Here is a 13797-nt window from a genome sequence, read left to right as displayed (position 1 = left end):
GAGTCCTGGCTTTTGCCCCAGATCACAGTTTCACAATTTTTCATCATGCTCTTCCTCTGCCGCTCCTTTTCCTTTTTCACCATCGTGCCCGGACTGCGCGAGTCGGCGAGCGGGTCGGCGGGGCTCGCGAGCCTGGTCCTCTTTGTCGTATTCAGCGTGCTCATCATGCTGCCGAGCTTTCTGATCCTGCGCCGCCAGAAGGGGGTCGGGCTGATCGAATTCGCCTACCAGCGCTCCCAGGGGGCGGGCTTCGCCTGCGCCACCCTCTTTGCGCTGCTGGCGCTGAGCGTCGCCATCGACAACGTGGTCCATTTTGCCGTGTTCATCACCTCGGCCGTCTATCCCAACGACTCCAACGTGATCTTTGTGGTGCTGTTCACCCTGGTGGCGCTCTACATGGTCTATCTGGGACTGGAATCCACCGCCCGTTTTTCGGGGCTGGCGCTGATCCTGCTGCTGGGCTCGCTGGTGATGATCGTCCTCTCCCTGGCCCGGGAGTTTGACACCGTTGGGCTGATCTCCCCCTTCTTGGGTGGGGTCAGGCCGGTGGTGCAGGGCGGGGCGGTCACCGTCAACGAATCCAGCGAGCTCATGCTGGTCCTGCTCTTCATCCCCTACCTCAAGGGGAACGTCAAAAAGGGGTTTTTGTGGTGGGTGCTGGGGGTGTTCGCATTGCTGGAGGGGATGATCTTCGTCACCCTGTGCACCGTCGGGCAATACGCCGTCACCCAGTCCTATCCGCTCTACGCGGTGGCCAAGATGGCGCGGCTGTTCTACTTCCAGCGCATGGATGCGGTCCATATGGTCATCTGGACGATGATCGGGCTGATCAAGAGCGCGCTCTACCTCTTTATCGCGCAGCGCTGCCTGTGCTTCCTCTTCGGCGCCAAGCGCAAAAACACCATCCTGCTCGCCCTGGGTGGGATCACCATCCTCTGCTCCCTGCTGCTGGCGCACTACTTCACCGCCTACCAGGCGCTGTATAACTTCACCCTCACCGGCATCCCGCTCTATGTGGCGGTCCTCCTGGTGCCGGTGCTGCTGATCCTCATCCCGGGGCGGCGCAGGAAGGAGGATAAGGCATGAAACGTTTGTCTTTGCTGATTGCCCTTGTGCTGTCCCTTTCCTTGCCGCTTTGCGGCTGCATGGAGACCATCCGCCTCAAGGACCGGGCCATCGTGCAGGCCGTCGGGGTGGACTATGAGGACCAAAAATTCCAGCTCACCTTCCAATACTTCGTACCCAGCGGCAGCGGCGGGCAGACCGCCTTCGACGCATCCGAGCTCAACAACAACATCATCCGCAGCGAGGGCGACACCATCACCGAGGCGGTGAGCGAGGCCACCCGCAAGGAGGGCAAGCAGATCTTCTTCGGCTCAAACAAGATCATCGTCATCGGAAAGGCGATGGCCGAGGAAAACCTCAAAAAAGCGGTGGACTACTTTAACGCCAACCATCAGCTCCATCCGAGCGTCTACCTGATGATCGCCGAGGAGTCGGCCTCGAAGATCGTCACCGCGCAGATCAGCCGGGGGATCGTCCCGGCCTCGGCCATCGAGCAGGTGGCCGACAACGCGATGAACCACCGCCACATGAACGGCGGGCGGATGGTGGACGTGGTGTCCAAGCTGGAAACCGGCCACGACTCGGTGGACGTGCCGATGGTAAAGCTCAGCCAGCAGAGCGGGAAGCCCGAGGTGGAGATCGATGGCGGGGCGCTCATTAAAAAGGACAAGATGGTGGACACCCTCACCGAGCAGGAGATCCAGGGGATCATCTGGTTTTTGGGCAAAATGGAGGACGCGACCATGACCGTCTCCCTGCCCGAAAAGGGCAGCGCCGCGCTGGAGATACTGGAGTGCTCCTCGCGCATGAAGCCCCGCCTTGAGGAGGGCAGGCTGGTTTTTGATGTGAAGATCCGCTGCGACAGCGCGCTGCGCGAGCTGATCTCGGACGAGGGCGGAGACATCACTCAGGAGATCGTTCCCCTGGTGCAGCAGATGCAGGAACGCAAAATCCGGCAGCTGATCAATCTCGCACTGAACAAAACCCTGCGCGGGCACGGCGCGGATATTTTGCGCCTCACCGACCACGTCAAGAAGTATCTTCCAAACTATTACAACGAACACCGCGACAATCTTGAAGCCATGTTCGAAAATTCGGGGTTTAATTTTGAAATTGTATGTAATATTAGCAGAATGGGGCTTGAAGCATCCGGAAATTAGGGTTAAAATAAGGATGGTACAATTTTCCTGAAAATAATACAAATTCTAGTATTTTATGCCTTTAATTTTCCTTCCGGGAGCAAGAAAATTTTGCGGCTTGGAAATATCCCGTGCCGGGAGGCACGCGGAATTTCTATCTAAAAGCAAAAGGATTTGCCTATCATATTATCGCCCGACCCGTGGGAAATTAAGTTTGGATTGTCTGGTGCAATCCAAATCAAAATGTTTGCCGGATGGCATCCGTCTGTTTCAGGCGGGCGGGAAAGGCGGTTATTCCAATGAGAAGGTTCTACAAGGCGGTGGCAGGCGTGCTGTCCATCTGTGTGATGGGCGTGCTGTCTCTCGCCATATACGTCGGGAACACGCTTCCAGACCAGTTCTACGTCGCACAGGGCGAACAGCTCAAAATCCATTATCCGTTTGAGCTGCACCCCGAGGCGCAGAACACCATGCTGCCGATCGAATCCTACGACACGGCGGGCAACACCTACGCGCTCAACCTGCGGATGTTCGGCGGGGTGAGCGTCAAGCAGGTGCAGGTACAGGTGGTGGACCGCAAGATGGTGGTCCCCTGCGGGATTCCCTTCGGGATCAAAATGTTTACCGAAGGGGTGATCGTGGTCGGCATGTCGGACGTCGACACCGACGCCGGGCTGCTCAATCCGGCCAAGGCGTGCGGGATCCAGATCGGCGACATCGTGATGAGCATAAACGGCACCAAGGTCTCCTCCAACGAGCAGGTCGGCGAAATCGTGCAAAAGAGCGGCGGCGTGCCGCTGAGCGTACAGCTCAAGCGCGGGGATGAGGTCTTTAATCTAAAGCTGAGTCCCATCCTTTCCAGCATAGACGGCCAATATAAGGCCGGGATCTGGGTGCGCGACTCCTCGGCGGGGATCGGCACCATGACCTACTACGACCCCAAATCCGGCTGCTACGCGGGGCTGGGGCACGCGGTCTGCGACATCGACACCCAGATGGTCATGCCGCTGTATTCCGGCGAGATCGTGCGCGCCAACATCAGCGGCGTCTCGCTCGGGCACGCGGGCGCGCCCGGCGAGCTCAAGGGGATGTTTGTGGACAACCGGGCGATGGGCACGCTGGACGTGAACAACGAGACCGGCGTATTTGGAAAGCTCTATTCCTCTTATCCCTACAACCAGCCGGTGGAGATGGCCCATTCCTATGAGGTCGAACGTGGACCGGCCAGCATTTTGTGCACCGTTTCGGGCGAAACGCCGGAAATCTATTCGGTGAATATCGACCGCCTCAACGGCGCCAGCGAAACCGACACCAAGAATATGGTTATTTCGATTACCGATCCTAAATTACTTGCCAAAACCGGCGGAATCGTACAGGGCATGAGCGGAAGCCCGATCCTGCAAAATGGCAAGCTGGTCGGCGCGGTAACCCACGTTTTTGTCAACGATCCGACAAAAGGTTACGGGATCTTCGTCGAGAATATGGACCATACCATGAAGGGTGTCGCAGTGGAAGAAGCAAGGGCTTCGTGATATATTACAAAATTTTCCAGAAATGTTTGAATAACTATATAATGTATATTTTACGACAGCCACTTGCAATTACTACCAATATATGGTAAACTACGGTCATCAGGGAATGTAAGAAAATTCCAATTAGACAATCGGAGGTAACATCATGAATTCCAAAATCAAGGTTCTCATCGGCGACGACTCCAACAAAGATTTCTGCGCACAGCTCGCATCGATCCTGCGCCACTACGGGGTGAGCATAGTCGCCTGCCCCAAGGACGGCAAGCGGGTGGTCGAGATGATCAAAACACAGCATCCAACCGTGGTGCTGATGGATGCCTTCATGCACAATCTGGACGCGATCGGGGTGATGAAGGAGATCGCTTCGAGCGACCTGCCCGACGCGCCCCTCTTCATGACGATGTCCACCTGCGACAACAAGGTGCTCCAGCGGGAGCTGACCGCCACCGGTTCGGTCTATCATTTCCTGCAGCCGTTCGACGTGGAGGTGATGGCGGAACGCATCGTCCAGATGGCGGGCAACGAGCATCCGATGGACCTCACCAGCAAGAGCGGGAATCGTGAGGTGGACCTCGAGGTGATGGTCACCGAGATCATCCACCAGATCGGCGTGCCCGCACACATCAAGGGCTATCACTACCTGCGGGATGCGATCATCATGTGTGTGCAGACCCCGGAAATCATCAATTCGGTGACCAAGCAGCTCTATCCCAACGTGGCCAAGCTGCACGACACCACCTCCTCGCGCGTGGAGCGCGCCATCCGGCATGCGATCGAAGTGGCCTGGGACCGCGGCGACGTGGACACCCTCAACAGCTACTTCGGTTATACCATCCACAACCAGAGAGGTAAGCCCACCAACAGCGAATTTATCGCCATGATTGCGGATAAGCTCCGCCTGCGGCTCAAGGTCGCCAACTAAGCCTTCGAGATTGTCTATCCGGGCGGGCAGCATACGCTGTCCGCCCTTGTTTTTATTGCTGGAACGCCGGCCACAAAAATTTTAAAAGGAGGGAAACGAATGCTCACCTACCGCTTGGCATCCCCCGCGGACGCCCCGCAGCTCGCGCGGCTGCGCTGGCTCCACGAGTGGGAGCAGGATTCAAATCAGCCGATGGCAGAAGCACGGTTTCTCCCGCTGTGCGAGGCTTTTCTGGCAAAAGCCTTGGAAGAAAAATCCTATTTTTGCTTTTTGGCCGAGGAGGATGGGAAAATCATCTCGAACGTCTGGGTCTGCCGGGTGCCGAAGATACCGAGCCCCCGCGAGGCGCAAGGACAGATCGGCTACGTCACCAACGTACATACCCTGCGGCAGTACCGCAGCCGCGGGATCGGCAGCGCGCTGATGGAACGGGTGAAAGCCTTTGCAAAAGAAAACGGATATGAGCTGCTCTTTGTCTGGCCGAGCGGGCGGGCCGTCCCCTTTTATGAGCGGCAGGGCTTTCGCGCCGAAAATGAAATGATGGAATGTCCTCTCGCCTGCGAATGATTGCATCTCTTCTGCTTTTGGTTTATGATAAAACCAAACGGAGGCGGACAATATGATAAAGAACACCTGGTGCATCTACTTCAGCCCCTCGGGAACGACCAAAAAAACCGTCAATCAAATCGCGGCCGGGATTCAAAAAGAGTGGCAGGAATGCGACCTGCTGGCCCAGCGCGAGCCTATGCCGGAGCTCGGTCCGGACGATCTGCTGATCGCCGGGGCGCCGGTCTTCGCCGGGCGGATTCCCTCCCCCTGCGCCGAGCGGCTGCGCGGCGTCCGCGGCGACAAAACGCCCGCGATCATCGCGGCGGTCTACGGCAACCGGGACTATGACGACGCGCTGCTCGAGCTGCAGGAGCTGCTGGAAGGACAGGGCTTCCGGGTGATCGCGGCGGCCGCCGCGATCGCGCAGCACTCCATCTTCCCCGACGTCGCCGCCGGGCGGCCGGACGAGGAGGATCTGCGGCAGCTTCAGAATTTTGCCGGTAAGTGCGCAAAGCTGTTGGAGAGCCTGCCGCAGCCGGGCAGGCCCAGCGTCAAGGGGCACGCCCCTTACCGCGCGCCCGCTCCGGTCCCGCTGAAGCCCTCGGCGGACCGCTCCTGCACCCGCTGCGGGGCCTGCGCTAAAATTTGCCCCACCGGGGCGATCGACCCCAGGTACCCCCAGGAAACCGACAAGGAGCGGTGCATCTCCTGCACCGCCTGTATCGCGGCCTGCCCGCAGCACGCCCGCGCCTTTCGCGGGCCGGCTTACAAGATTGCCAAGGCGGGATTCGTCAAAAAGTTTTCCGCCAGAAAAGAGCCCGAATTTTTCCTTCTTTAGGCGCTAAAAGCCCCGCCCCGGCGTTTGCCGGGGCGGGGCTTTTCTAATTTTGATTTATCCCTTGACCGCGCCCGAGGTCAGGCCCGCGATGATGTACTTCTGGAAGATGAGCGCCAGCAGCACCGGGGGCAAGCTCGCAATCACGCCGGAGGTGCAGGTCAGGATGTAGTCCGCGCCGTACTTGCTGGAAAACTCGGTGATCAGCACCGGCAGGGTCTTGGCCGCCAGCGAGGTAAAGTTGAGCGCGTAGAAAAACTCGTTCCAGGAGATGATGAAGGCGAAGATGGTGGTGGCCGCCAGCCCCGTCGAGGCGACCGGCAGCACGATCAGGAAGAAGGAGCGCAGCCGCCCGCAGCCGTCGATCATCGCCGACTCCTCCAGCTCGGTGGGGATCCCGTCGATGTAGCCCTTCATGATCCAGATGACGAAGGGGAGCACGAAGGAGAGATAGACCACCGTCAGCGCCCAGATGTTGTCCAGCAGCTTCGCGCGCAGCATGATCATGTACAGCGGGATGATGATCGCGATCGGCGGGATCATCTGGGTAAAGAGGATGGCCATGAAGGTCTGTTGCTTGAAGCGGAAGCGGAAACGCGAGAAGGCGTAGGAGGCGAGGATCCCCACCGCCATCGAGACGGCGGTCACGCAGACGGTGACGATCGCACTGTTTTTCATCGCGTGCATGAACTGCGAGGCCGCGTCGGTGGTGGAGTTCGAGGTCCCCAGCAGCATATCCTTGTAGTTTTGCAGCGTCGGGTGCCGGGGGATAAACTTGAGCGGCACCTCCATCAGGTCCACCTTGGTGGAGATGCTCGAAATCACCATCCACAGATAGGGCGCCAGGACATAAACGACGATCAGCAGCACCAGCGCATAGAGCCCGGTGCGCTTAAGGACGTGTTTAAGTTTTTTATTCATCTTGCTCCCCCCTAATCTTCCTTGCTGGCGAACACCTTGATATAGATGAACGTCAGCACGAAGCAGACCATCGACAGCATGTAGGACATGGCCGAGCCGTAGCCGAACTTGAGAAATTTAAAGGTGTTCTTGTGGATGAAGAAGGTCATCAGCTCGGTGCCCGAGGCGGGGCCCCCGCCGGTGAGGATGAAGACCAGATCGAAGGTCTGCAGCGCCCAGATGGTCTTGGTGATGGCCAGAATCAGCACCACCGGCTTGATCAGCGGCAGGGTGATGGTACGGAAGGTGTGAAAGACGTTCGAGCCGTCCACCCTGGCCGCCTCGTAGATGTCCGGGGAAATATTGGCCAGCGCCGCGATGGTCAGCAGCACGACGTAGGGGGTCTCCTTCCAGATGTTGGCGAAGAGCATGCAGTTGAGCGCGCTCAACGGGGTGCCCAGCCAGACCTGGTAGCTGTCGATCAGCCCCAGCTTCAGGAGCAGGGCGTTGAAGACGCCGTAGTTGGCGTTGAAAATCCACTTCCACATGACCGCGTTGACCACCGTGGGCAGGGCCCAGGGCAGGATCATGATCCCGCGCACAAAGCCGCGGCCCTTGAATTTCTGGTTGAGCACCAGCGCGATCCCGACCCCCATGAAGATTTCGGTGAAGACGGTGATTACCGTAAAGTAGACCGTCAGCGAGATCGATTTGAGGTAATAGGTGTCCTGGAACATTTCGATGTAATTTTTGAGCCCCACCAACTGGTAGGTATTGCTGGAGAAGTTGATCTCGTGGAAGCTCAGATAGATCGAATAGAGGATCGGCAGGATCAGCACGCCCAGGATGATCAAAATGCTTGGCGCAATCAGAAGCTGGGGCAGATGCCTATCCAGGAACGGGCGGCCGTCATGCCGCTGCCCGCCTTGGTTTTTGCTCATACTTCATCACATATCCTTTCACAGCGGGACAGCCGCCACCGCTTTTTAAAGCTGCGGCGCGGGCATTTACCCGCGCCGCCGGCAATCCGTATCCCCTACGCCTGGGGCTGGATCTTTTTGCACTGCTCTTCCATCTCCTTGAGCCCGTCGTCCACCGAGACCTGGCCGAGCAGGATCTTCTGGGACTCCACCAGCACGACGTTGGCAAACTCGTCGTACCAAAGCAGGCTCGGCAGGCCCTTGGAGTTGGCCGCCTGCTTGCCGAAGCCGGACCAGTGCGGGTACTTCGCCAGCAGGTCGGGATCGTTAAAGAGCTCGCTCCAGATCGGCAGCGCGCCGATCTCCTCGGCCTTGCGCTTGTCGAACTCCTTGGAGGACATGTATTTGATGTAATCCCAGGCCGCGTCGTAGTTCTTGCTCGCCTTCGGGATGGCCATCGCTTCCGGCAGGGTCAGGACCGCCTGGGTCTGCCCGTCGCCCGAGACCGAGTAATCGGCCACGGCGATCTCGCCGACCACCTTGGAGGTGCTCTCGTCGTTCGAGGACTGATAGATTCCCGGCCACGCCTGCACGCAGAAGGCGGTGTCGCCCATGTTGAAGATATTGGCGACCGTCTCATAGTCGGAGGTCATCGAGCCCGGGTCGACGATCTTATCGGTGTTGAGCCCGTTCGCCACGAACTCGTAGGCCGCCTTGACCCCGGGGTCGGTGGTGATGGTGAGGTTGCCCTCGCTGTCAAAGAAGTCGCCCCCGAAGGAGTAGACCACGAAGAACATCTCGTTGACACAGGATTGCGCCTGCATATAGGAATCCGAGTAACCGAACTTGGTCAGCCCCTTCTCCTGCATGACCTTGGTCTGCTCCTTCAGCTCCTCCCAGGTCTTGGGGGGCTCGCTGAAGCCGGCCTGCTCGAGTTTGGCCTTATTGTACATAAAGAAGCGGGTATCGTTGTTCCAGGTGATCCCGTAGAGCTTGCCGTCGTAGGAGAACTTGTCGATCAGCCCGGGCAGCATGCCGGTCTTCATCTCGTCGGTGGCGTAGTCGTCCAGCGGGATGATCCAGTTGTTGGTGACGAATTTCGGCACCCAGGAGTTGTCGAACTCGATCACATCGTAGGAACCGCCGCCCGCCGCCATCTCGGTGGTGATCCGGTCGGCCACGTTCTCCCAGCTCATGTTGATCAGCTCGACCTGGTTGCCCGACTCGCTTTCATAGCCTCGGGTTTCCTTCTCCATGAAGCCGATGTTGTCCATCTCATGCTTGGGCATGAGCACCGTAATCTTGCTCGCCCCCTCGGACGAAGCTTCCGGCGCCGCTTCGCTGCCGGCCTCGGAAGCGGGGGTCTTGGGTTCGCCGCTCGCGGCGGGCGTCCCGCTCTTGCTCGAGCAGGCCGTCAGGGAGCTGGCCGAAGCCAGCATGCAGGCCGCCAACAGTATGGAAAGTATCCTTTTTTTCATCTTGCTCGTTCCTCCCTTTATTTCGGTTGCATATAAAGCCGGGCGGGGTGCCGCGATCTGTCTGCCGCCGCTTTGCGTGATTTTATTGTAGCACCGGCTTTCATAAAAAAGCTATCTCCCGTTTCGGTTTTCGTTCCCAAAATCCAGCATTTTCCCATCGCCCAAATCGGCACTCCATCGTCAATATTTTGTTTCGGCGGTCCACCAAACCGCATGACGGCAGGCTTTTCGCCCGTTGGGGCGGAGGATGGGCCTTTTTAGAGAAGTGCGCAAATACAATCGTTGTGTTATACTGTACTTGTGCAAATGGCAGAGTAGAGGGGGCAAAGCGTTGGAAAAATTCGTACCGAACCGCCGCAGCGTCATCTTTAAATGGCTCCTGTCCTATATCTCAATTTTGATCGTGCCGCTGCTGGTGAGCGGGCTGGTCTATATGGGCTACTCCCGCGCGCTGCGCAGCGAGATCAACGATGTCAACGCGGCGCTCCTGCGCCAGGTCAAGAGCGATGTGGATGCGCGCCTATCCGACACCGAGACCCTCTCGGTGCAGATCGGCTGGAATCCGCGGCTCAAGTCCCTGATCGCCGACCGTTCGGAAAACTATCCGGCCGACGCTTATAACCTGATCATGCGGGACTTCAAGGTCTACCGGATGTCGAACAGCTTCATCGAAAATTTTTACATCCTGCTCAAGGATAAAAACGCCGCGCTCTCCAACGTCACCGTGCTGCGCGACGATTTGTACGAGCAGATGATCGACCGCTACCGTCTGCTCTCAAACGGCGAGCCGCTGCGCCCGCTGTTGTGGAACAAGCACGCCAGCGAGTTCATCACCCTGCAGGAGGAGAGCCGTCCCGGCGAGGAGCGCACCGTGGTGGCGCTGCTGCAATCCCTGCCGCTGGACAGCTCGGTGGACGTGAACGCCACCTTGCTGATCCTGCTCAACAACTCCCAGCTCACCGACACCATCCGCAACATCCAGTGGATCGACCGCAGCGTCGTGCTGCTGCTGGACGAGAACGACAACATCCTCGCCTCCAGCGAGCCGTATACCCTGCCCACTGAATTGCGCTACTCCAATCTGGACGAGCAGAACGACCTGTACACCTACACCGACGAAAGCGGCCGGGCGTACACCGTCGCGCACACCACCTCGGACGTGATCGGCTGGAAGTACGTCTCGATCACCCCCAACGAGGTCTTCTTCGAGAAGTCCAACGACATCAGGCGGATCACCTATATCACCATCCTGTGCAGCCTGCTGCTGGGGCTGGTGATGTCCCTGTTCTTCGTCAAGAGCAACTACCTGCCGGTGCGCAAGCTCGTCGGGGTGCTCGCCGACAAGGCGGGAATCCCGTTCGATCAGCGGCACAACGAGTTCGGCTTCATCGAGGACGCGCTCTCCTCCACCCTGGGCGACAAGCAGAAGGTGGACCGGGTGCTGGATAAACAGCTGCAGCACCTGCGCCAGAGCTTCCTCGGCAGGCTCTTAAAGGGGCGGGTGGACCCCTCGATGAGCGTGCAGGAGGCGCTCTCGCTTTACGATCTGCACTTCTCCTCGGACGATTTCGCGGTGATGGTCTTCTACATCAAGGAGATCGAGGGCAAGGCCCTGGGCGGTATGGACCGCGAAAAGCAGTTCCAGCTGGCCCGCTACATCATCCGCAACGTGTTCGAGGAGCTGATCGGCCGTAAGCACTTCGGATTGATGACCGAGGTGGACGATTTGCAGGCGGCGCTGTGCAACCTCTCGCCCGGCGCTGCCGACCCCGAGGGGGATCTCGCCGACGCGGCGCGGGAGGGTCTGCAATTCTTGCAGGAAAACTTCGGGATCCACATCAGCGTCACCCAGAGCACCGTCATGCACTCCCTGGAAGAGATCCCGGCGGCCTATACCGAGGCGTATACCGCGACCGAATACAACATCCTAATGGGCCGGGCCGACCTGACCTCCTACCGGGACATCGAGCTCGGGCTCAAGGAGGGCAACCAGACCTACTATTACTACTACCCGCTGCAGGTCGAGGTCCAGCTGACCAACTTCATCAAGTCCGGCGACTACAACAACGCCAAAAAGATTTTAAACGAGCTGTTCGAGATCAACTTTAAGCAGTTCTCCCTCCCGAGCATGATCACCAAGTGCTTCATGTTCAACCTCACCAGCACCATCATGAAGACCATCTATGAGATCACCGCCCCCGACCACAACGACCTCAGCGAGCTCGGCGCGGTCGAGCGGCTGCTGGGCTGCCAATCGGTGACCGAGATGGACATGGAGCTCAACAAAATCCTCATCCGGCTGTGCGAGTACACCCGGGAAAAGAACGAGGCGAGCGATTTGATCCGGCGCGCCGTGCAGTATATCCAAAAGCACTACAGCGACGAGACGCTGAGCATCACCCAGATCGCCGAGCAGCTCAGCCTGTCCCCCTCCTATCTCTCCAAGCGCTTCAAGGAGGTGCACGGCCTCGGGCTGCTCGACTACATCAACAAGACGAGGATCGAGGCGGCCAAGGTCCTGCTCACCGGCACCGAGCGCACCATCCAGGAGATCGCCGAGTCCTGCGGCTTCACGGGGAGCAACACCTTCATCCGCACCTTCAAAAAATACGAGGGGATCACTCCCGGGAAGTACCGCGAGGTCTCGTCCTCCCCCCAGGAATAAGCGGAAGCGTTACCATTGTTTTTTCGGATTTTGCGTATTTTCGTTTTCCCCGCCTCGATGGCGGGGAATTTTTTTGCCCGGGGCCGCTCTAAAATTTCCTTCATCTGCTTATCCGGCTCTCAAAACAGGAATACTAATCAAAAAGGGCGCGTCCGTAACCTATCTTTGCGCCCCTTTGAGTGTGCCCGGAAGGAGTCAAGTTCTGATGAAAAAATCTTACGGCCGCATCTGGATCGGGCTGCTGCGCCTGATCGCCTGGATTTCGCTGTGCGGCAGCCTGCTCGGCGGGGCCGCATGGCTCTGCTATGATTTTTCGCCCGGCGGCGGGATCGCGGCGGGCTCCCTTTCCTTAGGAGGTTTTGTATGGTTTTGTCTGCTCATGTTCGGCGCAAGCCTCGCGCAAAATATCTGCCAGATGCGCGCCCTGCTCGAAAGCCGGCACACCCGTTCGCTGCTCAGCGGGCAGCCGAGGGTGGTGGAGGTACCCGTCGCCCCCGCCCCCGCCCCGGCCATGTCGGCCTGCCGGGGCGGCGGGTATCCCGCCTATCCGCCCGCGCCGGCGCACATGGGGGCGGACTCCGCCTTCATCCAGGCGCAGATCGGCGCGCTCGACGATTTGTGCAGCCGCGGGGCGATCTCCCGTTCTGCCTGGCAGGCTCTGCGCCGGGAGTGGCAGAGCCAGCTTTAAAGGACGGGCATACCGCCTTGTGCTGTGCGGAATGGAACGCCGGGGAGCCGAATATATTTTTGATGCGGCGCCGTCCGGTCTGAGCCGGGCGGAGCCGCGCAAAAATGACAGAGTGAGGCGGCGATACGATGTATCCGGTTTATGAATATCTCGGCACCGAGCAAAAATGTGAAGACATCCCGCTGGCGTTCCCCCCGCAGCATCAGGACGTCCAGCCCGGGATCGAGGCGGTGATGACCCCCCGGCCGATCAGCGAGAACCCCTACCGCCAAGAGGGCGGCAAGCTCGCCAGGCGGGTCGCCCTGATCACCGGCGGGGACAGCGGGATCGGGCGGGCGGTGGCCTATGCCTTCGCCGCAGAGGGGGCGGATATCGCCTTCGTTTTCCTGAACGAGCAGCAGGACGCCAAGGAAACCCGCGAACACGTCGAGGCGATGGGCCGGCGCTGCCTGGCGCTGCAATGCGATCTGCGCAAGGAGAGCGAAGCGCAAAAGGCGGTGCGCCAGGCCATCGGCGCCTTCGGGCGGCTGGATGTGCTGGTCAACAACCACGCCGTGCAGTTCGTGCAGAAAAGCATCCTCGACATCAGCGAGCAGCAGCTGGAAAACACCTTCCGCACCAACGTCTTCGGCTTCTTTTTTATGATCAAGGCCGCCCTGCCCTATCTCAGGCGCGGGGCCTCGATCATCAACACCACCTCGGTCACCGCCTACCAGGGCGAGCCCACCCTGATCGACTACAGCGCCACCAAGGGGGCGATCCTCGCGCTGACCCGCTCGCTCTCCCTGTCCCTCGAGAGCGCCGGGATCCGGGTCAACGGGGTGGCCCCCGGGCCGATCTGGACCCCGCTGATCCCCGCCTCCTTCTCCCCAAAACAGGTCGAAACCTTCGGCACCGGCACCTCCAAGGTGCCGATGAAGCGGGCGGGGCAGCCCTATGAGGTGGCGGGCAGCTATGTTTTCCTCGCTTCGGACGATTCCAGCTATATGAGCGGGCAGGTGCTCCATCCCAACGGCGGGACGGTGGGCTGCTCCTGACAATCTCCCCTTGCGGGCCGCCAAAGCTTTGGCGGCCCGCCGGCGTTTGGATGATTTTTTTCGTTGT

General features: G+C 59.2%; 12 protein-coding genes. 9 read left to right on the top strand and 3 right to left on the bottom strand.

What is annotated here, in order from left to right:
* Positions 1 to 12 precede the first annotated feature (12 nt).
* The 6 genes from EDD78_RS04730 to EDD78_RS04705 all read left to right on the top strand — a co-directional run bounded on the left by EDD78_RS04730 (position 13) and on the right by EDD78_RS04705 (position 6045).
* The gene (locus tag EDD78_RS04730; RefSeq protein WP_132084147.1) at positions 13 to 1086 is read left to right on the top strand and encodes a GerAB/ArcD/ProY family transporter; all 1074 of its coding nucleotides are present in this window, start codon (positions 13 to 15) and stop codon (positions 1084 to 1086) included.
* On the top strand, positions 1083 to 2225 hold the full coding sequence (locus EDD78_RS04725; protein ID WP_079698864.1) for a Ger(x)C family spore germination protein: 1143 nt from the start codon (positions 1083 to 1085) through the stop codon (positions 2223 to 2225). The genes EDD78_RS04730 and EDD78_RS04725 overlap by 4 nt, the downstream gene beginning before the upstream one ends.
* A gap of 278 nt (positions 2226 to 2503) precedes the next feature.
* Positions 2504 to 3736, top strand: coding sequence for a SpoIVB peptidase (spoIVB, locus tag EDD78_RS04720; RefSeq protein ID WP_159448950.1), 1233 nt, complete (start codon positions 2504 to 2506; stop codon positions 3734 to 3736).
* 145 nt (positions 3737 to 3881) lie between these two features.
* Positions 3882 to 4658, top strand: a complete 777-nt coding sequence (spo0A, locus tag EDD78_RS04715) for a sporulation transcription factor Spo0A (RefSeq protein ID WP_079698862.1) — start codon at positions 3882 to 3884, stop codon at positions 4656 to 4658.
* Positions 4659 to 4757: 99 nt separating this feature from the next.
* The gene (locus EDD78_RS04710) at positions 4758 to 5225 is read left to right on the top strand and encodes a GNAT family N-acetyltransferase (RefSeq protein WP_132084146.1); all 468 of its coding nucleotides are present in this window, start codon (positions 4758 to 4760) and stop codon (positions 5223 to 5225) included.
* 52 nt (positions 5226 to 5277) lie between these two features.
* Complete coding sequence (locus EDD78_RS04705) at positions 5278 to 6045, top strand: 4Fe-4S binding protein (RefSeq protein WP_132084145.1); 768 nt, start codon at positions 5278 to 5280, stop codon at positions 6043 to 6045.
* Between the two features lie 54 nt (positions 6046 to 6099).
* Here the strand turns inward: EDD78_RS04705 and EDD78_RS04700 are convergent, their stop codons facing one another.
* From EDD78_RS04700 to EDD78_RS04690, 3 genes are all read right to left on the bottom strand, one after another.
* Complete coding sequence (locus EDD78_RS04700; RefSeq protein WP_132084144.1) at positions 6100 to 6963, bottom strand: carbohydrate ABC transporter permease; 864 nt, start codon at positions 6961 to 6963, stop codon at positions 6100 to 6102.
* Between the two features lie 11 nt (positions 6964 to 6974).
* On the bottom strand, positions 6975 to 7883 hold the full coding sequence (locus EDD78_RS04695) for a carbohydrate ABC transporter permease (protein WP_132084143.1): 909 nt from the start codon (positions 7881 to 7883) through the stop codon (positions 6975 to 6977).
* Positions 7884 to 7978: 95 nt separating this feature from the next.
* Positions 7979 to 9340 carry a sugar ABC transporter substrate-binding protein gene (locus tag EDD78_RS04690; RefSeq protein WP_132084142.1) on the bottom strand — a complete coding sequence of 454 codons (1362 nt, stop codon included), beginning with the start codon at positions 9338 to 9340 and terminating at the stop codon, positions 7979 to 7981.
* Between the two features lie 331 nt (positions 9341 to 9671).
* Between EDD78_RS04690 and EDD78_RS04685 the strand changes: the two genes are divergently transcribed.
* From EDD78_RS04685 to EDD78_RS04675, 3 genes are all read left to right on the top strand, one after another.
* Positions 9672 to 12005: an AraC family transcriptional regulator gene (locus EDD78_RS04685; RefSeq protein ID WP_165873110.1), complete on the top strand. Its 2334-nt coding sequence runs from the start codon at positions 9672 to 9674 to the stop codon at positions 12003 to 12005.
* Between the two features lie 205 nt (positions 12006 to 12210).
* Positions 12211 to 12693, top strand: a complete 483-nt coding sequence (locus EDD78_RS04680; protein WP_132084140.1) for a hypothetical protein — start codon at positions 12211 to 12213, stop codon at positions 12691 to 12693.
* Positions 12694 to 12821: 128 nt separating this feature from the next.
* Positions 12822 to 13730, top strand: coding sequence for an SDR family oxidoreductase (locus EDD78_RS04675; protein WP_132084139.1), 909 nt, complete (start codon positions 12822 to 12824; stop codon positions 13728 to 13730).
* Positions 13731 to 13797 lie beyond the last annotated feature (67 nt).

The sequence above is a fragment of the Harryflintia acetispora genome, from assembly GCA_004340125.1.
GTDB lineage: Bacteria > Bacillota > Clostridia > Oscillospirales > Ruminococcaceae > Harryflintia > Harryflintia acetispora.
This window is presented reverse-complemented; position numbering and strand designations above follow the sequence as displayed.